Source organism: Dyadobacter luteus (assembly GCF_003383615.1).
In the GTDB taxonomy this organism is placed as follows: Bacteria; Bacteroidota; Bacteroidia; order Cytophagales; family Spirosomataceae; genus Dyadobacter; species Dyadobacter luteus.
The window spans coordinates 128,388-150,675 of sequence record NZ_QNUL01000014.1; the positions used below are offsets into that span (position 1 = coordinate 128,388).

General features: G+C 43.4%; 18 protein-coding genes. 11 read left to right on the forward strand and 7 right to left on the reverse strand.

What is annotated here, in order from left to right; all coding sequences use genetic code 11:
* The first annotated feature begins 2 nt into the window (after window positions 1–2).
* From DSL64_RS17310 to DSL64_RS17330, 5 genes are all read left to right on the forward strand, one after another.
* A complete protein-coding gene (locus DSL64_RS17310) occupies window positions 3–758 on the forward strand; it encodes a LytR/AlgR family response regulator transcription factor (RefSeq protein WP_115832172.1) in 756 nt (251 codons plus the stop codon).
* A 178-nt stretch (window positions 759–936) separates the two neighbouring features.
* Window positions 937–2,076, forward strand: coding sequence for an efflux RND transporter periplasmic adaptor subunit (locus tag DSL64_RS17315; protein ID WP_115832173.1), 1,140 nt, complete (start codon window positions 937–939; stop codon window positions 2,074–2,076).
* Between the two features lie 27 nt (window positions 2,077–2,103).
* Window positions 2,104–5,244, forward strand: coding sequence for an efflux RND transporter permease subunit (locus DSL64_RS17320; protein WP_115832174.1), 3,141 nt, complete (start codon window positions 2,104–2,106; stop codon window positions 5,242–5,244).
* On the forward strand, window positions 5,245–6,657 hold the full coding sequence (locus DSL64_RS17325; RefSeq protein ID WP_115832175.1) for an efflux transporter outer membrane subunit: 1,413 nt from the start codon (window positions 5,245–5,247) through the stop codon (window positions 6,655–6,657).
* A 160-nt stretch (window positions 6,658–6,817) separates the two neighbouring features.
* Window positions 6,818–7,327 carry a DUF2306 domain-containing protein gene (locus DSL64_RS17330; RefSeq protein WP_115832176.1) on the forward strand — a complete coding sequence of 170 codons (510 nt, stop codon included), beginning with the start codon at window positions 6,818–6,820 and terminating at the stop codon, window positions 7,325–7,327.
* Window positions 7,328–7,369: 42 nt separating this feature from the next.
* Here the strand turns inward: DSL64_RS17330 and DSL64_RS17335 are convergent, their stop codons facing one another.
* Window positions 7,370–8,038 carry a class I SAM-dependent methyltransferase gene (locus DSL64_RS17335; RefSeq protein WP_115832177.1) on the reverse strand — a complete coding sequence of 223 codons (669 nt, stop codon included), beginning with the start codon at window positions 8,036–8,038 and terminating at the stop codon, window positions 7,370–7,372.
* 261 nt (window positions 8,039–8,299) lie between these two features.
* Between DSL64_RS17335 and DSL64_RS17340 the strand changes: the two genes are divergently transcribed.
* On the forward strand, window positions 8,300–11,149 hold the full coding sequence (locus tag DSL64_RS17340; RefSeq protein WP_229217121.1) for an alpha/beta hydrolase family protein: 2,850 nt from the start codon (window positions 8,300–8,302) through the stop codon (window positions 11,147–11,149).
* 46 nt (window positions 11,150–11,195) lie between these two features.
* Here DSL64_RS17340 and DSL64_RS17345 read toward each other — a convergent pair whose 3' ends face one another.
* Window positions 11,196–13,109 carry a CocE/NonD family hydrolase gene (locus DSL64_RS17345; RefSeq protein ID WP_115832178.1) on the reverse strand — a complete coding sequence of 638 codons (1,914 nt, stop codon included), beginning with the start codon at window positions 13,107–13,109 and terminating at the stop codon, window positions 11,196–11,198.
* Between the two features lie 150 nt (window positions 13,110–13,259).
* On the opposite strand from DSL64_RS17345, the gene DSL64_RS17350 reads away from it, so the two are divergent.
* The 4 genes from DSL64_RS17350 to DSL64_RS17365 all read left to right on the forward strand — a co-directional run bounded on the left by DSL64_RS17350 (window position 13,260) and on the right by DSL64_RS17365 (window position 17,328).
* Window positions 13,260–14,972 carry a GMC oxidoreductase gene (locus DSL64_RS17350; protein WP_115832179.1) on the forward strand — a complete coding sequence of 571 codons (1,713 nt, stop codon included), beginning with the start codon at window positions 13,260–13,262 and terminating at the stop codon, window positions 14,970–14,972.
* Between the two features lie 125 nt (window positions 14,973–15,097).
* Complete coding sequence (locus tag DSL64_RS17355) at window positions 15,098–15,286, forward strand: hypothetical protein (RefSeq protein WP_115832180.1); 189 nt, start codon at window positions 15,098–15,100, stop codon at window positions 15,284–15,286.
* A 71-nt stretch (window positions 15,287–15,357) separates the two neighbouring features.
* Entirely contained in the window at window positions 15,358–15,849 is a 492-nt protein-coding gene (locus DSL64_RS17360; RefSeq protein ID WP_229217122.1) for a peroxiredoxin family protein, read from the forward strand.
* A gap of 207 nt (window positions 15,850–16,056) precedes the next feature.
* Window positions 16,057–17,328, forward strand: a complete 1,272-nt coding sequence (locus DSL64_RS17365; protein WP_115832181.1) for an NAD(P)/FAD-dependent oxidoreductase — start codon at window positions 16,057–16,059, stop codon at window positions 17,326–17,328.
* Window positions 17,329–17,376: 48 nt separating this feature from the next.
* Here the strand turns inward: DSL64_RS17365 and DSL64_RS17370 are convergent, their stop codons facing one another.
* Window positions 17,377–17,799 carry a winged helix-turn-helix transcriptional regulator gene (locus DSL64_RS17370; protein WP_115832182.1) on the reverse strand — a complete coding sequence of 141 codons (423 nt, stop codon included), beginning with the start codon at window positions 17,797–17,799 and terminating at the stop codon, window positions 17,377–17,379.
* Window positions 17,800–18,103: 304 nt separating this feature from the next.
* Between DSL64_RS17370 and DSL64_RS17375 the strand changes: the two genes are divergently transcribed.
* Complete coding sequence (locus DSL64_RS17375; RefSeq protein WP_115832183.1) at window positions 18,104–18,583, forward strand: Dps family protein; 480 nt, start codon at window positions 18,104–18,106, stop codon at window positions 18,581–18,583.
* Between the two features lie 65 nt (window positions 18,584–18,648).
* On the opposite strand, the gene DSL64_RS17380 is transcribed toward DSL64_RS17375, so the two are convergent.
* The 4 genes from DSL64_RS17380 to DSL64_RS17395 form a co-directional block, all read right to left on the reverse strand.
* A complete protein-coding gene (locus DSL64_RS17380; RefSeq protein WP_115832184.1) occupies window positions 18,649–19,632 on the reverse strand; it encodes a CobW family GTP-binding protein in 984 nt (327 codons plus the stop codon).
* Between the two features lies 1 nt (window position 19,633).
* Window positions 19,634–20,587, reverse strand: coding sequence for a bifunctional metallophosphatase/5'-nucleotidase (locus DSL64_RS17385; protein ID WP_115832185.1), 954 nt, complete (start codon window positions 20,585–20,587; stop codon window positions 19,634–19,636).
* Window positions 20,559–21,314, reverse strand: a complete 756-nt coding sequence (locus DSL64_RS17390; RefSeq protein WP_115832186.1) for a 5'-nucleotidase C-terminal domain-containing protein — start codon at window positions 21,312–21,314, stop codon at window positions 20,559–20,561. Before DSL64_RS17390 ends, DSL64_RS17385 begins: the two co-directional genes overlap by 29 nt.
* Window positions 21,315–21,386: 72 nt before the next feature.
* Window positions 21,387–22,175, reverse strand: coding sequence for a hypothetical protein (locus DSL64_RS17395; protein WP_115832187.1), 789 nt, complete (start codon window positions 22,173–22,175; stop codon window positions 21,387–21,389).
* Window positions 22,176–22,288 lie beyond the last annotated feature (113 nt).

A 22,288-nucleotide genomic window follows, 5' to 3' on the forward strand; every position in this document is an offset into this window, starting at 1 on the left:
TTATGATTAAAGACATACTGATTATTGAAGATGAGAAACCAAATGCATCACGTTTAAGGCGGCTCATTACTGAAATTAATCCCAATGCCCGCATATTGGACGTGATCGAAAGTGTATGTGACAGCGTCGCCTGGTTCGAATCCCATACACATCCCGACCTTGTCATGATGGATGTACGTCTCGCCGACGGACTGAGTTTTGAAATACTGGAGAAAGTGGAAATCAAATCGATGATCATTTTTACCACGGCTTATGACGAATACGCCGTTCGTGCTTTCAAGTTCAATAGTATAGATTATCTTCTCAAACCCATCGAACCTGATGAACTTGCCAATGCTTTCAGGATGGCAGAGAGCAGACAAGGTACTTCACCAGCACAGTCTATCGAGGGACTTCTTTCTCAATATCTGGGTAAAGAATACAGAACACGTTTTCTTCTGCCCTACCGCGACGGGTTCAAAACGGTATTGGTGAAAGACATTGAATATTTCTATTCCGAATCAAAAATTACACGAGCAAGCCTGAACGACGGTACGGAAGAAACACTTTCTCAAACACTGGAAGAGCTGGAGCAGCAATTGGATCCCAAACAGTTTTTTCGTGCCAACCGACAATTCATTATTCACTACGAATCCATCAAACAAATACATAATCACTTCAATGGTAAGCTGAAAGTAGAGCTGAAAAAGAGCTCGGAGACGGAGGTGATTGTAAGCCGTGACAAAGCAATTCATCTGAAAAACTGGATGGATTACTAAGCAGTTGTGTCGTGTATTAATTTGCATTTTTCTCATCTGAATAAAGCTGAAGGTGAGCTTCATTTCGGTTGTCTGACATCTTCGATTCAGCCGCGATTAATGACGGTTCAGTCAAAAAAAGTGCCCTCATAGCATTGATTACCCATTTCTTTGTATTATAATTTAATCACTACAAAGAATGTTTAACAGAACCTATTTCGTTAACAGTCTGCTTCTGGCAACAGCTGCCATTTCAATTTCTTCATGCGGAGGAGGCGAGCAGCAGGCGGATATGAGTTATATGCAAAAGCCGCAGGTTGACTTCCTTCAGGTCAATGCTGCACCCTCCGAAATTCAGACCACTTATCCGGGTAACATTGAGGGATCAGTCAATGTAGACATACGCGCACAGGTCTCGGGCTATCTTGAGAAAATCTATGTGAAAGAAGGCGACTACGTTCAGAAAGGACAGGCGCTATTTAAGATTAAAGGCGATGTGTTTAATGAGCAGGTCAATAATAGCCAGGCGGTATTACAAAATGCGCTTGCCGCTCAGGCATCAGCACAACTGGAAGTCGACAAGCTGGAACCACTTGTTGAAGCAAAAGTCGTGTCCGACATGCAAATGAAAGTAGCAAAGGCTAATTATGAATCTGCAAAAGCACAGGTAGCGCAGGCTAAGGCCAGCCTGGGTTCTTCACAGATTAACGCGGCGTTTGCGGTAATTAAAGCTCCTGTAAGTGGCTATATAGGTCGTATTCCAAACAGGACAGGTAACCTGGTAACCCCGGCAGACGCCAGCCCGCTTACCACCTTGTCAGATATCAATGACGTATTTGTTTATTTCTCCATGTCGGAAGCTGACTTCATTGAGTTTCTGGAAGCAAGGAAAACAGACGAGCGTATCAGCACGGTAGAAATGGTGATGGCAAATGGCGCGGCGTATAGCCACAAAGGGAAACTGGAAGTAGCCAGCGGGAATATAGAACGTACAACAGGAAGTGTCGCCTTGAAGGCTGTGTTCCCAAATCCTGACAAAATACTAAGATCAGGTGGCTCAGGCCGCATTATCCTGACAAAACGTTTATCAGAAAGTCTGGCGATACCCATGGCCAGTGTGAAAGACATTCAGGATCGTTTGTTTGTTTTCGCCCTTGCCGATAGTAATAAGGTCTCAATGCGCCCGATTACAGTTGATGGTCGTTCAGGAGAAAATTATATCGTAAAATCAGGTTTGGCAAAAGGAGACAAAATTGCGCTCAACAACATTGATGTGCTGGCAGACGGCGTACCAGTGGAACCAGCCGCAACAGGTTCAGCGAAGGTGAGCAGCAAATAATTATTCAGTTTTCAGAACTCAATCAACATGTTAAAAAAGATAATAGACAGACCCGTACTGGCTACGGTGATCTCTGTCGTATTGGTTATACTCGGGATTATCGGCCTTACCAGACTGCCGGTAACCCGCTTTCCGGACATCTCCCCTCCTACGGTGATGGTATCAGGAAGTTATCCGGGAGGAAATAGTGAATCCGTGATCCGGTCGGTGGTTACGCCCCTGGAAGAACAAATTAATGGGGTCGAGAACATGCAGTACATCAAATCTACGGCAAGTAACGACGGCTCATTTTCGATTTCGGTTATATTTAAACAGGGTGTAAATCCTGATCAGGCGGCCGTAAACGTTCAGAACAGGGTTCAGCAGGCTACACCAATTCTGCCTCAGGAAGTAGTGCAAATGGGTTTGACGACCTCGAAGCAGCAGAACAGCATGATTATGATCTTCGATGTATATACCGAAGACAATGCGAAATACGATGAGCTTTTCCTGCAGAATTATGTGAATATCAATCTGGTTCCGCAGATCAAACGTGTACCGGGTGTAGGTCAAACACAGGCATTTGGTGTGAAAGATTATTCGATGCGTGTATGGCTGAATCCTCAGAAAATGGCCAGCTATGGAATGATTCCCGCCGATGTGACTCAGGCTATTGCCAGCCAGAGTATCGAATCTGCGCCGGGTAAGCTTGGAGCTGAGTCGAGCGCACCGCTGGAATATGTGATGCGTTACAAGGGTAAGAAGAATAAGCCTGAGGAATATGAAAACATCATTGTAAAACGAAACGGAACCGAACTGGTAAGACTTCGTGATGTGGCACGTATTGAATTTGGTTCGATCAACTATTCCGGAAATACGCTCAGCAATGGAAAAAATGCAGTGACAGTTGCGATCATGCAAACAACCGGTTCGAATGCCAATGCTATTGAAGTCGCTGTAAACGCAGAATTGGAAAAAGCATCCAAAACTTTTCCTCCGGGTGTCAAATACAGCAGTGTTATGAGTACTAAGGAAAGGTTGGACGAAGCAACCGGTCAGGTTAAATCCACTTTGATTGAAGCCTTTATTCTGGTGTTCATTGTTGTATTTTTATTTCTACAGGATTTCAGATCTACAATCATTCCCGCTATTGCAGTTCCGGTAGCTATCATCGGGACCTTCTTTTTCCTGCTTGTATTTGGTTTTACGATCAATGTCCTCACACTGTTTGCTTTGGTACTTGCCATTGGGATCGTAGTGGATGATGCAATTGTCGTAGTAGAAGCTGTACACAGCAAAATGGAAGGTTCACATATGTCTGGTAAAGAAGCTACACATAGCGCTATGGGAGAAATTACCGGCGCCGTTATCTCGATCACACTTGTGATGTCGGCTGTGTTCATCCCAATCGGTTTTATGACAGGTTCTTCCGGTATTTTCTACAAACAATTTGCCTATACGCTGGCTATCGCGATTATTATTTCCGCAGTAAATGCTTTGACGCTGACACCTGCTCTTTGTGCACTTTTGCTCAAAAACAATCATGCTGAAGAGAAACAGGAAAAAGGATTCGGTAAGCGCTTCTTCACAGCTTTCAACGCAGGCTTTGATAATCTGACAGGCAGATATGTAAAAGGACTTCGCTTCCTGATTGCCAGAAAATGGCTGGCAACTGGTTTTGTTGTAAGCATCACAGGTGTAGCTGTGTGGCTGATGGTCAGCACGCCGAAGAGCTTTGTGCCTATGGAAGATGATAACTTCATGATTTTTAGTTTAAGCATGCCGCCGGGAACAGCGTTGGACCGTACCACGGAAGTGGCAGAGAGAATAGACAAGGTGATCAGAGACAATCCGGCTGTGAAATTGGTATCGAACATTACAGGTTACAATATTCTTTCCAACAGTTCCAGTCCGGCGTATGGTTTGGGTTTTATCAAGCTGAAAGACAAGAAGGATCGTGGCGCGGTACAGGATATTGATGAAGTACTGGGAAATATTTCAGCTGAACTTTCCAAAATCAAGGAAGGGTCTGTTATGGTATTACGTATGCCCCCAGTGGAAGGTTATGGAGTAGCCAATGGGGCGGAGATTGTACTTCAGGATAAAACGGGCAAGGAACCCGCAGTTTTGAAAGCGATGGCAGATAAAGTGATGGGGCAAATTATGCAGCAGCCCGGAGTACAATATGCCTATACTACCTTTCGCGCCGATTTCCCTCAGCTCGAAGTGGAAGTGGATGAAGACAAAGCCAGCCAGATGGGTATTGATGTAACGAGCATGATGCAAACCGTACAGACCTACTTCGCCGGAGATCAGACGCTTAACTTCATCCGTTTTGGTAAGTTCTATCGCGTAAGTGTGAAGGCTGATGGTATTTTTCGTACGGATGAAAGTGCGTTTAACGAAATATTTGTAAGAAACGATCAAAACCAGATGGTGCCGGTAACGGGTCTGGTGAAACTTCACAAGGTGTATGGTCCTGAAGCGATGAACAGATATAACCTTTTCAATGCTTTGACGGTCAACGTAATGCCGTTGCCTGGCGCAAGTAGCGGTGATATCATGGACAATATTGAAAAAAATGTTCTGAGTCAGCTTCCGTCGGATTATGGATTTGAATGGAGCGGATTGAGTCTTGAGGAAAAATCGGCAGGAAGCCAAACCATGGTAATTCTGGCACTTTGTCTGCTGTTCGTTTACTTCCTTCTCGCAGCACAGTATGAAAGTTATCTATTACCTCTGGCGGTGCTACTGTCCATTCCAACCGGGATTCTCGGCGCTTTTGCCGGGATAAAAGGTATTGGGCTTGACAATAATATTTATGTTCAGGTAGGGCTTATTATGCTTGTCGGACTACTCGCCAAGAATGCTATTCTGATCGTGGAATTTGCAGTGCAGCGCCGTGCAGCAGGTTTGTCCATTATGGAAGCTGCGCTGGAAGGGGCCAAATCACGACTTCGTCCCATCATTATGACATCCCTGGCTTTTATTGTGGGCATGATTCCATTAATGGTGGCAACGGGCGGCTCTGCAATGGGTAACAAATCCATCAGTACGGGAGCGGCAATGGGTATGCTTTCCGGAGTAATACTGGGGATTTTTGTAATACCACTGTTATTCATATTGTTCCAGTATTTGCAGGAAAAAGTATCAGGCAAGAAAATCAGTGAACAAGCAATTGCATCGTAAATGAAACATATTCAAAAAAACATGGTTGCTGTGATCTTCCTGGTCACAGCACTCACCTCCTGCGTAGTTGGGAAGAAGTACAAACGTGCAGAACTGGAAATGCCGGAGCAGTTCAGAAATGTTGAGGTGACTACAGGCGATACTGTAATTGTTCCCTGGAAATCGTTTTTCAAAGATCCGTTACTGACTGATTTAATAGAAAAAGCGCTGGTTAAAAACAATGAACTTAAAACAGCGATGCTCACGATAGAGCAGCTCAACTTGTCGTACAGGCAAGCGAGGTTATCTATCTTGCCTTCATTGAACTTTGCTCTGGCGGGAAGCCGGAGTTATCTGTCCAAAAAATCGTTGAATGGTTCTATTTCTGAACAGTTTCTGGGAACGCCCTACATGGATGACTACAGCACCAGTCTGGCATTGTCATGGGAAGCTGATATATGGGGTAAAACTGCAATGAGAAAGGCGGGTGCACAGGCCGATCTGTTGGCACAGCAACAAAACAAACTGGCGATTCAAACCAGAATTATTACCCAGGTGGCGCAGGCCTATTACAACCTCATTAGCTTTGATCAGCAACTTGAAATTGCCAGGCGAAACGTAGCGTTGAGCGATAGCACGTTGACTATCATGAACATGCAATTTAAATCAGGGCAGATCAACTCATTGGCCATCGACCAGATTACCGCTCAGAAAAATACAGCGGAATTACTGTTGCCGTTGACACACCAGAGTATAGAACTTCAGGAGAATGCACTGAGTATTCTTTGCGGTGAATTTCCCGGTTCTGTGGAACGATCAGCAAATGCGCTGGATATGGAGCCGGAAGCGCCGTACAGTCTGGGGATTCCTGCCCATTTACTTAGCAGAAGACCGGATGTGAAAGCAGCAGAGTTGTCGGTGATGACTGCCAATGCGAGAGCTGGGCTGGCCAAAGCGGCGATGTATCCTGCTTTCAGCATTACCGTGCAGTCAGGAGCGAACTCTTTTAAAGCTTCCACATGGTTCAATCTTCCGGGATCAATATTCAATAACCTTGCAGTGAACCTGGCGCAGCCGATTTTTCAAAAGAGAGAACTAAAAACAGCTTATGAAACTGCCTTGCTGGATCAACAGAAAATGGAAGTGCAGTTTAAACAAACAGTTCTTGATGCTGTAGGCGATGTGTCCAATGCGTTGACGCGGTCGAAACACGCAGACGAGCGCATGGCAGTGGTTGAAAGCAGGACAGCTTCTTTACAAAAAGCCAATAAAGATGCCATCATGCTGTACAAAAGTGGTATGGCGACATACATCGAAGTGATAACTGCACAAAGTAACGCTTTGCAAAATGATGTGGAAGCGATAAGTATTCGTTTGGATAAACTGAATGCCGTAACCGATTTGTATCGTGCAATTGGCGGTGGGGTACAGTAAGCCTATACTTTAAAATTTGAAAAGAGACCTGTGACCTATCGTTGCAGGTCTCTTTTTTTATGCTAAATTGAAATGTTGAAGGATAAGTTTAACGATGTTTAGGTTCTACTTATCAGTTTAATGGATCAAAGGAACACTTATTCACCCGAACTCAGTTAACATGGACAGTATTATCAGCGGGCCTACGGGCTTTCTGCATTTTTTAGCTTCGTTGGTGGCGCTCGTCACCGGTATTTATGTTCTGATTGCCCGAAAAGGAGATTCCCGTCATCGTAAAATTGGGTATGTATACGCGGTTTCTATGCTGGTGCTTAACATCACTGCGTTTTTCATATACAAGCTTTACGGAAAATTCGGAATCTTTCACTGGTTTGCTGTCGTAAGTTGCCTCACCCTGTTTGCGGGAATGTTGCCTGTACTACTGAAAAAACCACAGGATTATCTGTTGCTCCATTTCAAGTTCATGTATTGGAGCGTAATCGGATTGTACTGTGCATTGATGGCCGAAGTATTCTCACGGCTTCCTTTTATTTTTCCCGATGAATTAGGAAATCCATCGAAGGTATTTTACAAATTTGTAGGTATTGGTACCATCGTTGTGATGGTTATCGGTATAGCTTTCTTTATCAAAAACAAACCAGTCTGGACACGACAATACAAAAAAGATTAATGCCGTGCCACAGACTGACGAAGTTTAATTACGAAATGGAGCTCAATTTTTCCTGCATTTCAGAATGATAATATCCCGCTCTACCGGCTGACCCATGTTACCAATTGTAATGTCAAGCTGCTCAATTACATCCTCGATTTCAAAACCGGCATTTTTGAGTAACGTTACTACATCTGGTTTTCCATATAGTCTGAAGCCGTAGCGGGTAAACGGCAATTTTTCCATAAATGACTTGTCTGCCAGTGCCAGGTTGAACAATGCGCCGGGTTTCATGACCCGGTATATTTCAGCCGCGTATCCTGCCGGGTCATTCCAGAAATAGATTGTATTGACGGTGAAAATCCTGTCAAATGAATTGGCCATAAACGGAATTAACCTGCCATTTGACAATACAAACGTGACCTTTCCTTCCATAACACGAGAGCTATTGAACTGAGTCGCTTCATTCACCATGGTTTCTGATATATCCAGTCCCGTATAGGTTAGCTGCTCGCATGAGTTGAAAATGGTTGACACGTGCTTTCCATTTCCCGGTCCTATCTCTAAAATCCTCTGCCCGTCTTGTATATCAAGCAATGCAATGGTCGTTGCAATCATTCCATTGTTGCTCAGATTCATCATCTCACCGGTTTTTACTCCTCCTTGTCCATTAGGATTTCCCAATTGGCTCGCTATTTCTTTAAGATCATTTTCTGTCCACTCCTTTTGCATAACTATGCAGTTTAAATTTGGTTAATGATGTGGTGTTATTGCTGTTTCTTCAAAAGAGGCATCGCTTCACAATAAAAGCAAACCTTCAGGCATCAATCCGGTAATTATGTAGTACTTACCAAAGATTTAATAGTCCGGCAAGGGAGTATTCATTCCCCTATTTCAGTCTTCCTCCCAAATTGATTAAGTTTGAAATACGCCATGCTTTAGTTTCCTCAGGCGGGAGCAAAAGCAAACATGTATCCACTTTTAACCAGATTGATGAAAACAATTTTTTTTACCAGTTGCGCACTGATCCTGAGTCTCCCAATGCTGGCTCAGAAAAAGGAGCGAAAAAAGCCCGCTGAAGCCAAAACGACTGCTACAGCGAAAAAACCTCTCAACCATCAGGTGTATGACTTTTGGAAAGACAACACCGAACGATTCGTGACCAACGATGGCAAATTCTTTGTATACGGACAGAATCCACAGGAAGGTGATGGCCGTGTAGTTATCAGGGACCTTAACGGTACAAAGGAGGATTCAGTTGCCCGGGGAAGCGGTATCCGAATCAATAACGATTCAGAATTCGCGGCATTCCTGATCAAGCCTCAGCTCAAACTCGTAAAAGATGCGAAAAGAGCGAAAAAGAAAAAAGAAGATCTGCCCAAGGACACTCTGGCAATCTACAATCTGAAAACACGTAAGGTTGAGAAGATCGCCAACGTAACGAGCTTCAAGTTGGCTGAAAAGGGAGGTAGTTGGCTTGCTTATCAATTGGGTGCTGCCCCGGCTCCGAAGAAAGATACGTTGGCGAAAGCAGCAAAACCTGCCAAAGCTCCCAAGAAAGAAAATGATGATAACGGCTTTAGATTGGTAGTGCTGGATGTGAAATCGGGTCATACAGAAACTTATAGCTATGTGAAGGAATACAGTGTGTCGGAAGATGGGAAATGGCTGACTTTCGCGAGTACGGGAAATGATTCCACCATCAAAGCTGGTGTATATGTTTGGAGTGCCATTAACCATACCATCAAACTGGTTCACGAAGGTGCTGGCAAGCATAAATTCACCAAACTTTCATTATCAAAGAATGACGGGCAACTTGCTTTCATAGCGGACGCCGATACAAATAGTAAAACACAGGTTCGTCTTCCAAAGCTGTATTATTGGAAAGATGGCAGCGAGAAAGCAAGTCTGATTGCGGATGAGACAAGTCAGCCTGGAGTGAAAGGTTGGTTGGTCAGTGCGAATTACACACCTGAATTCTCGAATGATGGTAAAAAGCTATTCTTTGGCACAAATCCTGTTCCTATAGTGGCAGACACTACATTGCTGCCAGATGAAATCGTGAACGTGGAAGTTTGGCATTGGCAGGATAAGAATTTGCAAACCAGACAAAAGGTGACTGCAGAGCAGGACAAAAAGAGATCTTACCTGGCATTATATGAACCTGATTCAAAGAGACTTATTCAGCTTGGTGATCAGCAGCTTACCCGTACAGATCTTGTAAATCAGGGTGATGCAGATTTCATATTGGGAACTTCTGATCTGAAATATTCCCATGAACACTGGGACTGGAACCCAAAACAAGATGTATATCTGGTTAGTCTGAAGGACGGTTCAAAGAAACTCGTGAAGGAAAAACTGGAAGGAAACGTGCGGATTTCACCTCTTGGTAAATATGCCTATTGGTTTTCTAACCCAGACACTGCATGGTTCGCTTATGACATCGCAAAAGGACAAACCATACAATTGACAAGCAACAAGGATGTAAACTTTGCAGATGAGCAGGATGATCATCCTGACTTTCCGAATCCTTACGGACTGGCAGGATGGACCAACAATGACGAACAGGTAATCGTGTACGACAGATACGACGTATGGAGCATCACTCCTGCTACTCAACCCGTGCTTAAAAAGCTGACAGTAGGAAGAGCGCAAAAGAAACAGTACAGGTATGTAAGACTGGATCGTGACGAAAGAAACATTGACCTGAGCAAATCGTGGTTGCTATCTACATTTGATGAAACGGATAAAAAAGAAGGTTATGCAAGGTTGAATCCTTCCACCGGAGAAGCTGTAAAATTGTATGAAGGGGATTTCAAAACAGGAAACGGAGTATTGATGCCCAAAACGGCCGATCGCTATCTTTTCACAAAGGAAAGTTTCAGGGATTATCCTGACTGGTACGTGTCTGATACAAATTTCAAATCCGTAGCTAAAATCACAGATACAAATCCGCAACAAAAGGAATATAGCTGGGGAAGTGTGGAGCTGGTCAACTGGCTTGCAGGAGACGGAACGCCCCTGCAGGGACTACTTTATAAACCGGAGAACTTTGATCCGAAGAAGAAGTATCCGATGATGGTGTATTACTACGAGAAGAATACAGACAATCTGCATACTCATTTTGCACCAAAGCCGATTCGCTCGTATATCAATTTCAGCTATTTCGCCAGCAACGGTTACGTAGTGTTTGTACCTGATATCGTTTACCAGATCGGGTATCCGGGGCAAAGCGCATATAACTGTCTGATTCCCGGTGTTCTGAGTCAGATTGACAAAGGTTTTGTAGATAAAGAAAGAATCGGAATCAGCGGTCACAGCTGGGGTGGCTATCAAACTGCCTACCTCGTAGGACAAACTAACCTTTTCAAAGCTGCAGAGGCAGGTGCTCCCGTAGCTAACATGACTAGCGCTTACGGGGGAATTCGCTGGGACACTGGCTTGACCAGACAGGCGCAGTACGAAAAAACACAGAGCCGGATCGGAGGAACGTTATGGGACAAACCGATCCAATACATTGAGAATTCTCCTTTGTTTTATGCTCCCAAAGTACGTACTCCCCTGTTGATGATGCACAATGATGATGATGGTGCTGTGCCCTGGTACCAGGGAATTGAGTATTACATGGCACTGAAAAGACTGGATAAACCCGTGTGGATGCTCAACTATAACGGCGAAAAGCATGGCTTGGGTAAACGTCAGAATATGAAAGACTTTGCAGTGAGGCTGTATCAGTATTTTGATTATTATCTTAAAGACGCACCGATGCCGTCATGGCTGGGCGAAGGTTTGCCTTATATAGAAAAAGGCATCAACCAACATCTGGAACCAATGCAGAAGTAATGTTTAACGAGGCCATTCTTACAGGGAATGGCCTCGTTGCTTTCGGTTATTCCACTACCCTTACTCCTACATAAGAACTCTGACTTCCTGAAGTATAAATCCGGTGCGTTGCCGTGTGAAAATCCTCTTCCGACGCTTTATAAATATTGACAAACTTCTGGGGATTACGATCTACCAGCGGAAACCACGAGCTCTGCACCTGAACCATTATCCGGTGTCCCTTTTTGAAACGATGCGCAGCGTCCTGCATGTCAAACTTCACATTTTCAATACTATCGGGTACCATAGGCTCCGGTTTTGAAAAACTCTTACGGAATTTAGCGCGCATCACTTCACCTCTCACAAGTAACTGGAAACCTCCCATCTTCATCGCCGGATTAACCGGGCTGTCGTTAGGTGCATCATTGGGATACACATCAATCAGTTTAACTACAAAATCGGCATCTGTGCCTGTTGTTGAGACAAACAAATCAGCAAATACATTTCCGGAAATCGTAATGTCCTCAGTCAATACCTCCGACTGATACACGAGCACATCAGGTCTGGTAGCTGCGAAACGCTGGTCTTCATACATAAAATCGCTGCCACGAATGATACGTATTTCTGAGGTATAAGGCACTGGTTTGTCAGGATCACTGATGTACTCGTGAAAGGATGGCTTCACGCCCACCTGCATTATGGACATGGTTGGAGAAAAAGATAAGGTTCCGTCAGGATGGAGATAAAGTTTTTTCTCAACGCTGTTTGCCGGCGGCCATTGGTCATACTTTCTCCATTCATTCGCTCCAGTTTCGAAGATATAGGCTTTTGGCAAAGCATGCGCCTCACCATCTTTGAGGTAATGGTTGAAGAATGGAAATTCAATCTCTTTCTGATAAAACAAACTGGTTTTGGCACCGAACCGAATATTGCCAAGCGACTCCCCCGTTCCGCGCGACCAGCCTCCGTGTATCCATGGACCCATTACCAGCAGATTGGGAGATTTTGGTTTATTGGCCTCTATACCTCCATACGCTTTCAGCGGCCCGTACAAATCCTCCTGATCGAACCAACCGCCAACAACCATTACAGCAGGCTTTATATTTTTCAGATGCGGTACCGGCGTACGTGCCTGCCAGAACTCATCATAAACCTCATGTTCCATCAACTGATTCCAAATCCTGTTTTCGCCTTTAAGGTATCGTTCGTTGAGATTTTTTATAGGCCCGACATTTTTGTAGAAAGTATAGGAGTCAGGCGTTCCGTAACCAGAAAACCCAGGTGTTCCCTTGCTTGTCGGAACCGGACGAGGCGCACCATAAGAGGAGATGAATGAAAAAGATCCCATCAGAAAAAATGCACCGTTGTGATGGCGATCATCGCCCATAAACCAGTCCGATACCGGAGCCTGTGGAGATGCAGCTTTCAACGCCGGATGCGCGTCGACGGCACTCATGGTTGTATAGTAACCCGGAGCTGATATACCCCAGGTTCCTACTTTTCCATTGTTGCCTTTTACATTTTGAATAAGCCACTCAATTGTGTCATACGTGTCCGAGCTTTCATCAATATCTTTTTCTGATTTTTTACTGGCGATATAGGGTCTGTAAGCTTCAAAGTCTCCTTCTGACATATATTTTCCTCTCACATCCTGATACACGATGATATAACCTTCACGAGCGAAATACATACTTGGCCCGATGGTAGTTTTAAAAAGCTTTTCGCCATATGGCGCCACGCTGTAGGGCGTCCTGTTCAGCATGATAGGAAATGTATTCTTGTCTGATATTTTCTTGGGTAAATAAATCGAGGTAAACAGTTTCATCCCATCTCTCATCGGAATTTGCCTCTCAATTTTGGTGTAATTCTTCCGGATAAAAATAGAGTCTTCATTGATTCGGGGCTGCGCATACAAAGTGCTTGAAATGATCAGGAAGAAAAATAAAATGGGTCGGAAAAGTAAATGAGTAAAAATGGACATACGTACAGGTGTTTTGATGAAATATCGTCATACAATCAGCGGCAAAAGCAAATTACGTAATACATAACAGTAATTCCAGCTGCTCACCGCTTTTATATGCTGGGGCCAGGCCAGCCCCGAATTTCACCTGAACTCATAATTTACAGAAGGATGTCGTATTTTAACATTGACTCTAAGCAACAACGAACATTTGATGCCATCGTAATCGGAACCGGAATTAGCGGAGGTTGGGCAGCGAAAGAGCTTACAGAAAAAGGTCTCAAAACACTCGTACTTGAAAGAGGAAAAGATGTCAAACATATTGTAGACTATCCTACGACTAATATGCAGCCCTGGGAGTTTGAGCACCTTGGGCAGCCAACGCTGGCTCAGCGCGAAGCAAATCCGATTGCCAGTAAGCATTATATTTTCAAGGAAGATGCCATGCATTTCGTGGTGAAAGACGCTGAACATCCCTATATTCAGGATAAGCCGTTCGACTGGATGCGCGGCTATCAGGTGGGTGGAAGGTCTCTTTTATGGGCCCGTCAGACACAGCGCCTTTCTGATTATGATTTCGAAGGACCTGCACGCGATGGCTTCGCTGTAGACTGGCCGATAAGGTATAAAGATATCGCTCCATGGTACAGCTATGTGGAGAAGTTTGCGGGAATATCCGGCAACCGCGATGGCCTCGCCCACCTTCCCGATGGCGAATTCCTCAAACCACATGACCTGAACTGTGTGGAAAAGCATTTTAGCCAAAAAACAGCTTCAAAATACAACAACTCCCGGCATATCATTATCGGAAGAGTGGCTCACATTTCAGATCCACAGCCGATTCACCTGGAACAAGGAAGAGCGAAATGTCAGCACAGAAATATGTGTCAGCGAGGTTGTCCGTTCGGAGGTTATTTCAGCTCCAATTCCTCCACGCTGCCATGGGCTGAGCGTACGGGGAATATGACCCTTCGTCCGCATTCTGTCGTTCATTCCATAATCTATGATGAGAAGAAGCAAAAGGCGTCGGGTGTAAGAGTGGTAGATACTTTGACTAAGGAAATGTCAGAATTTTATGCTGATACTATTTTCCTGAATGCCTCGGCGATCAATAGCAACCTGATTCTGCTGAACTCTAAATCTGCCAGATTCCCCAATGGATTGGGTAACGATAGCGGTGTGCTTGGTAAGTTTATCGGTTTCCATAATTATAGAGGACGAATTACAGCGGAATACGATGGCTTTCATGATTCTACTACAGACGGCCGTCGTCCCAATGCTGCCTACCTGCCCAGATTCCGAAACGTAGCCAAGCAGGAAACAGATTTTCTGAGAGGCTATGCGGCTTCTGTTTCTGCTTCAAAAAATGGCAATCCAAGAGAAGGATTGGGCACTTCACTGAAAGACAGTCTGTTTAAACCTGAAACCGGTGGTTGGAATATAGGTGCACAGATGATGGGTGAAACCATTACAAAAGAGAGTAACAGGGTAAGTCTGGATCCGGTAGAAAAAGATGCTTGGGGTATTCCCAAACTACGTATGGCCGTGGATTTCGATGATAACGATATGAAGATGGTTCAGGATTTCTACACGCAGCTGTCAGAAATGCTAGACTCTGCCGGTTTTACCAATATCAAAACTGCTGATACCAAACGTAATCCTGGTAGCGAGAACCACGAAATGGGCGGTGTTCGTATGGGAAAAGATTCGAAAACTTCTATGCTCAATAAATGGAATCAGCTGCATCACTGCAAAAATGTATTCGTGACGGACGGCGCTTGTATGACATCTACTGCCACGCAAAATCCTTCCCTCACGTACATGGCCATCACAGCCCGGGCAGTAGATTATGCGGTAAAAGAAAAACGAAAGGGAAATTTATAACATCAAACATTTCAACCGGTATCGCCACTGATACCGGTTTTTTATTGTCACTTTAAATTCTGGCTGGCTCCCGGTTCTTCACATCACATTTTAACTACCTTTGTAAATTCAGTAAACAAAAGAAAATGCCAGTTCAAAAGTATATCGACGGAGCGCGGGTAGGTGTTAAAAACAATCCCGGAGTTTGGATTATTATGATGCACGAGACTATCCAGAAAGGCGCGTCCACCAAATTTACAGGCAAAGTTAAATGCCGCAATAAGGAGACAGGGGAAATCAAGTTTTTCAGTGAAAATGCATGTTCGCCGATCTGATTTTAATTTGTTGAAATTTGAACAGCTACGAACTTCGCTCCAACAATTCCCGTTACAAAAAATAAAATCCAATGATCAGACAAACCATTTTGAGCCTGGCAGCAGCCATGCTTTTCAGTACATCCGTTTTCGCACAGGCAACACTCGGCCTGAAAAAAATTGCTCCCTTCAACATCAAATTGACTAATGGTCAGAATTATACCTCGAAGCAAATGGCTCCGGGGCCTGCTGTATTGATTTACTTTTCTCCGGATTGTGATCATTGCCAGCACTTTACCGAAGATATGACGAAAAATCAGAGTGCCATTGCGGGTAAACAAGTGGTGATGGTGACGTTTCAGGATATGACGATGCTTGCGCCATTTGCCAAAAAACACAAACTCTCTCAGTTTCCAAACATTAAAGTAGGAACAGAAGGTTTGACCTATGCAGTGCAGCGTTACTACCAGATCCGCTCATTTCCTTACATTGCTATTTACGACAAAGCTGGCAATCTGGTGAAAACTTACGAGGGTGAACACCCACATGCTGAGATATTTAAAACAATTAAAGCGGTGAAGTAATCAGACACCATTCATTAGTCTCAATTTTTCGGGATCGTAGTGCCCTTTGATATTTTATTAAAGAAAGTACTTTTCGAAAAACATGATTACAATTAATAAAGCGATGAGAAAAGACATTCCGTTTTTTTCTCATCGCTTTATTTTTTACTTTAAAGTCTGCAAGCTTAGCAGCTTGTCTCAAAAGCTTCATTATAAAACTAACTCATAATGCATATAGTAATCATAGGAGGAGGATTTGCCGGAGTGAATCTTGCCCTTGCGTTGAGGAAAAATAAAAAATACACCATTACCGTAGTCGATAAAAACAACTATAATTTCTTTCCACCATTAATTTATCAGGTAGCTACAGGCTTTCTCGAACCATCCAGTATCAGCTATCCTTTCAGAAAACTTTTTGCAAAGCAACCCAATACCGATTTCCGTCTGGGTATTCTGGAGAAAGTTGTTCCGGAAGCGAATAAGGTAATTTTATCGAACGGCGAACTGACCTACGACTACCTTGTATTTGCAACAGGTGCGCGCACCAATTTCTTTGGCATGGAGAATGTGCAGGAAAATGCTATTGCCATGAAAACACTGGACGACGCCATTGATATGCGTAATACCCTGCTCTCACGTATGGAACAAGCTACGTTACTGGATGATCCTGAAGAAGTACGAAAATTACTAACCATCGTGATTGCAGGCGGCGGTCCTACCGGCGTAGAATTGTCCGGAATGTTTGCCGAAATGCGAAACGGAATCCTTAGAAAAGAGTATCCCGAGTTGGTAGGCAAGGGAAGTGAAATATACCTGATCGATGGCAGTGAGGCACTGCTGTCTCCTATGAGTCTCCAATCTCAAAAGCATACCTATGAGGACCTATCCAAGCTGGGCGTGAAAATTATGCTCAACAGCCGGGTGAAGGATTTCAAAGATGACACGATCTATCTGGGAAGCGGTGAAACGATCGCGGCGAAAACCTTGATATGGGCGGCTGGAGTAACTGCGAAGGTATTTGAAGGATTGCCTGCCGAAGCGTACGGACGTGGCGGGCGTATGGTCACTGATGCATACAACAAGGTAACAAGAACTGCGAATATCTTTGCGATCGGCGACACCAGCATACAAATCACAGACGAAGCTTTTCCATTCGGGCATCCGCAGGTAGCACAAGTGGCCATACAACAGGGAAGACATCTGGCCAAAAACTTCACCAATATTGTTGAAAACCGGCCACTTGAAGCCTTCAAATATAAGGACAAAGGCTCCATGGCGATTATAGGAAGAATGAAGGCTGTGGTGGATCTTCCTAAACCGAAGGCGCATTTCAGTGGTACTATTGCCTGGTTTGCATGGTTGTTTATTCACCTGATTTCGCTAATCACACACAGGAACCGTGTCAGGACATTGTATAACTGGATGATTGCCTACTTCACAAAAGACCAGTCACTTCGTATGATCATTAAACCTACACTTAAACCTGACAGGGATAAGTAGCTAAAATACAACCAATAGAAACTTTCGTTGCCTGATCGGACTATGCCCTCAGGCAATTTTCTTTTTGAGCACTTTTGTAAATTCTCTTATAGTTTTCTCCTTGTCCTTTTTTAGTAAAGTGACAAGCTCTGTATTTTGTGCTGAAGGATTATTTTTGGATCCCCAGATCGACAACTCAATGACCACGGGCAATAAAGAAATTCCTTTTTCTGTCAGATTATAAGCAAACTTGGTCTTATTCTCTGTTGAAGCGGTTTTCGTAATGAACCCATTTGTAACAAGCATATTGAGCCTGTCTGCCAAAATATTGGTAGCCACTTTTTCTTCAGATTGCAGGAAGTCACCATAAGCCGATTTTCCGGCAAACATCATATCCCTAAGCACGAGCAAAGTCCATTTATCACCAATAAAATCCAGGGCATGGCTGATCGGACAGTCTGAACGACTCGTAATTTCTTTTGCTTTTTTCATACTCAAACAGATGTTGTGATACCGGATTGTTCTGAAACTCTGATTGTAAATATACGGGAATAGACTTACCACAGAAAGATTTTCAGGACATTATACTAAAAGAATAATATTCGTCAATATACGGAAGTTGGGATTTGGTTACAGTAAAAAGTTACCATGCCGGCTTAGAACTAACGATATATGCAAGCGGTTAATAATTCATAGTCAGACCAGATAAAATTTTATAATTTGGTATGATTATTTTGAATTACGATATACGTTTCTCCGGTAAGGAAAACACACATTACACTAAACTATATACAACATGAATGCCGAAGCAATCAGCTTAACAGAGAAAGAAGTGAAACCAGTTGTTGACTTATTGAATGACTATCTTGCCAATTATCATATTCATTATCAGAAGTTACGAGGTTGTCACTGGAATATCAAAGGGCAGAATTTCTTTACGCTGCACGTGAAATTTGAAGAACTATATACCAACGCGCAGTTGACCATCGATGAAATTGCAGAGCGTGTTTTGACATTGGGCAAGCCACCTCATAGCCGATTTTCAGACTACATTAAAGAATCCAAAATTAAAGAAGTTGATACCATTGGTATGAAAGACCTGGATATGGTCGATGCGATTCTGGATGATATGGCCAATCTCATTGAGCTGGAAAGAGAATTGCTTGAAGTAACGGATAAAGCTGGTGACGACGGATCTAATGATATGGTCAACCGCTTTATGCAGTTTAAAGAGAAAAACACCTGGATGCTCCGTTCTTTCGCAGGGAAAAAGTAAGTTGAATCGCACATAGAGTCATAAAAAAGCCATTCGGGAAAGAATGGCTTTTTTATGTTCAGGCGTTAAAAGTTCGCTTCACGCTCCGCTCTGGTTTTTGCATTAACGGTCTTAATCGCAGGCCTCAGAATACGCTGAATTCCTGGTGTTTGCAAACCTACTCCTATAAATACCAGCTCAGATACCGGATTAGGCACTTCCCATGTTCCGTAATTTTCCAGTGTCAGACGTTTTCCTGTCGATTGCAGAAGAATCTTTTCGTCGCTACGTTCGAGTTTGATAAATCCTTTAATCCTGTAAATCTGACTGTAGTGAATCATCATGCTCACATTGAGCGTATGCAGCAGATAATCTTTATAAAATTCGTTTTCAGTGCGATAGGTAACCGTGTTTATTTTATGTTTACCAATACCCAACAGCACCCCATCCTGTTCCTGAAGCACAGGGTTTTTTTCAAGAACGGGCGACATCAGTAAACCGTCGGGAATACTGCCATCATTCGAGAAAATGATCTCCGCAAAAGGATTCACTTTCGATAGAATTGCCCTGAGTTTTAATGTATATTCTGAAGAAACAAAATCAATCTTATTAATAACAATCAGATCTGCACACACCAGCTGACGGATTGTTTCATTGGTTTCTTCAAGGTAATCCTCCACATTTTCAGCATCTGCTACACAGATTACACGCTTCAGATCAAAAACTTTACTTACATCTTCTCTCGTAAAAATAGCCGCTACACTTCCGGCATCTGCCACTCCGGTTGTCTCTATAAACAGGTTCTGAGCACGCTCTGTACTGTTGGCCAACAGCGAAAGCACATCATAAAGCTCTTCATCCAGCGAACAACAAATGCACCCGTTGCTCAGCTCATACATTTCATTGTAAGCCTTGGTAATCAGCGTCCCATCTACAGACGCTTTACCAAACTCATTTTCTATTACTACATTTCTCTGACCCGCCACAGTTTTCAGGAGATGGTTGAGAACAGTCGTTTTGCCTGCTCCCAAAAAACCGGTAATCAGAAATACGTTAATCTTGTTATCCATTCTAAACCAAAATCTTTTCGCTCACAGGGCAAACTGCTGCCATCATCTTGTGTTTTCCGGATTGTCTGTCAAAAAAGAAATCAAGACGCCCCAGATTGATTCCGGCAAAACCCACCTGATTTATTAACGTTGCTTTTCCGTCAAGGTTCAATATAGTTTCGGGTTCTTTCAGAAAAGTATGCGTATGTCCCCCTATAATGAGGTCAATGTTACGTGTTGATTTAGCCAATACCTGATCAGACACCTTGTTGTCCTTGTATTTATAGCCCAGGTGAGAAAGACAAATCACCAGATCACAACGCTTCTCATTTTTCAAAAAGGAGGCCATTTCATTGCCCTTCTGAATCGGGTCCAGGTACTGGGTTTCACCATAGTTACTCTTACTCACCAAACCTTTCAACTCAATACCAAGTCCGAACACTCCTATTGTAGTTCCCTGTTTTTTGAAAATCTGATAAGGTTTGGTTTTACCATCCAGCGCCGTATTACTAAAATCGTAATTGCTGCTCAGGAAAGGAAATTTGGCATTATGCATTTGTTTAACGAAACCCTCTACACCATTATCAAAATCATGATTCCCAAATGTGGAAGCGTCGTAACCCATGTCACTCATCAGCTTCAATTCCAGTTCTCCGCCAAATACATTGAAATAAGGCGTCCCCTGAAAAATATCCCCTGCGTCGAGCAACAACACATTCTTCTGCTCAGCTCGAATGGACTTAATCAGAGCCGATCTCCTTGCAACCCCTCCCATTCCCTGATTTCTTGATCCATCCATTGGAAAAGGATCAATACGGCTGTGCACGTCATTGGTATGCAGTATCGTAAGCTGTACCGTTTCACTGCCTGCAAATGCTGCCAGCGGGCAAGCACTCACACCTAAAAAGCCGGCAATAGTCCCTGCTTTCTTCAAAAACTCTCTTCTGTCAGTTGCCTGAAACAACAATTCTTCCATCTATAAGCGGGGTTATCGATTTTCCATTTTTAGTTTGTTCTGCAACATAATCCAAAAGCGCAGTGCGGATTAGTTTTCCAGTGTTTCGGCGTTCCAAGGGATTGGCAAGGCTGCTTTGGTCATCTCCGTTATTGGCCAGATAATCCGAAGTTGCAATGATGTATTCCCGGTTCAGGTCTAACGGTTTGCCGGCAACGGTAACATCGTAAGCCTTTTTATCAACCACTTTCAATCTGATTCCGGAAACCGGCTGGCCGTTACTTGCCGCCAGATAATCAGCGATTTTCTGGACACCGGCACCCGACAACTTCAGAATAATGATTTCATTATCAAATGGCATTAGCTCGAAGATATTTGCAACAGTAATATTGCCTGCTGAGACTGAATTTCTAATACCTCCCTTCGTTGTAGGAAAAGAAATATCAATGGCAGGCTCAATCTTTCTCGCTTCAACCAGGATCGCATCTGCGAAGAAATTTCCAAGCGAAGTTTCAGGATCTGAAGATTTTTCAAGTTCAGATGAAGCTGTTCCTATCACTTTATTCATTTCAGCTTCCATTTGTTGCTTAAATGGCGCATAGTAGCGAATGACAGATGAGTCCGCAGCAACCTCATTGCTGATAACGTATTGCTTGTATTCGTTACTCTTGACAGTAAAATGTTTATGACAAGAAAAACTCAGAACGGATGCCAGTAATACCGCACCAACACTTTTATATTGATTCATAAATTGATGATTGAGGCACAAAGGTACTACCTCAATTGTGATGAAGGGCTATATTAACACAAAATTCATTCGCTAAAAATCGTATCTGACATTTTTGGGCAGAGGCTCCACTTTCACCTTCATCCATTGCCCATCTACCATAATTACCACGATATTCCGATCCTTGTCATAAAACATGGTCCCGTTACCGCCGCCTTGCAATTCCTTAAAATTTACATGACGTGCATCTTCTTCAAAGTTCTTTTCTGCATCATCTGCCGGCTCATTTTTATGCAAATCTTCCTGACCTATATTACCCAGGATCAAAGCATTGCTTAGTTTAAGAGATCCATAGAAAACAGCCTTATCACGACCAAACAGAAAGGAATGTTGCCTCACGTCCGATCCAACTCTATACCAATTGTAAGCACTTTCGGAATGATTGTAAACTGTGCTGTAATAGTAGGTTTCGGCTACAGGCCTGCCAAGTTCAGTATGTTTGTTCACCAACATTGTAATTCTGGATTTGTCATCAGAAGCGTATCCTTCAAAAACATGGTATCCCCATCGCTTTTTGTTTCGCTCATGCTCGTTTCCTCTGACCTGAATCATGAAAGGCGTGCTGATAACTCCATTTACAGTAGTATACATAGGTGTAACGGAGGTATTAAATCCGAAGTTATACCCACGCTCATTCCATTTTTCCCAGGTACTGTCCACATCAGAATTAATAACAACCCTTCTTCCCAGGGAACCCATACTTGCCGGAAGTGTATCAAAATATTTAGAATCTGACATAGGTGTCTGCGCATTGACTCCGAGGACGACAAGCAATTTAAAGATGAATGTTAAAAGAATCCTGAATGAATTGAGGTTTAGCATGAATCCGGAAGTTTAGCATGAATGGTTTATAATATAAGAGGGTGTCTCAAATCAAATTGAGTCACCCTCTTTCATTTACTTAAACTTCTTTGAGGATTTGGTGTTTAAAAAGC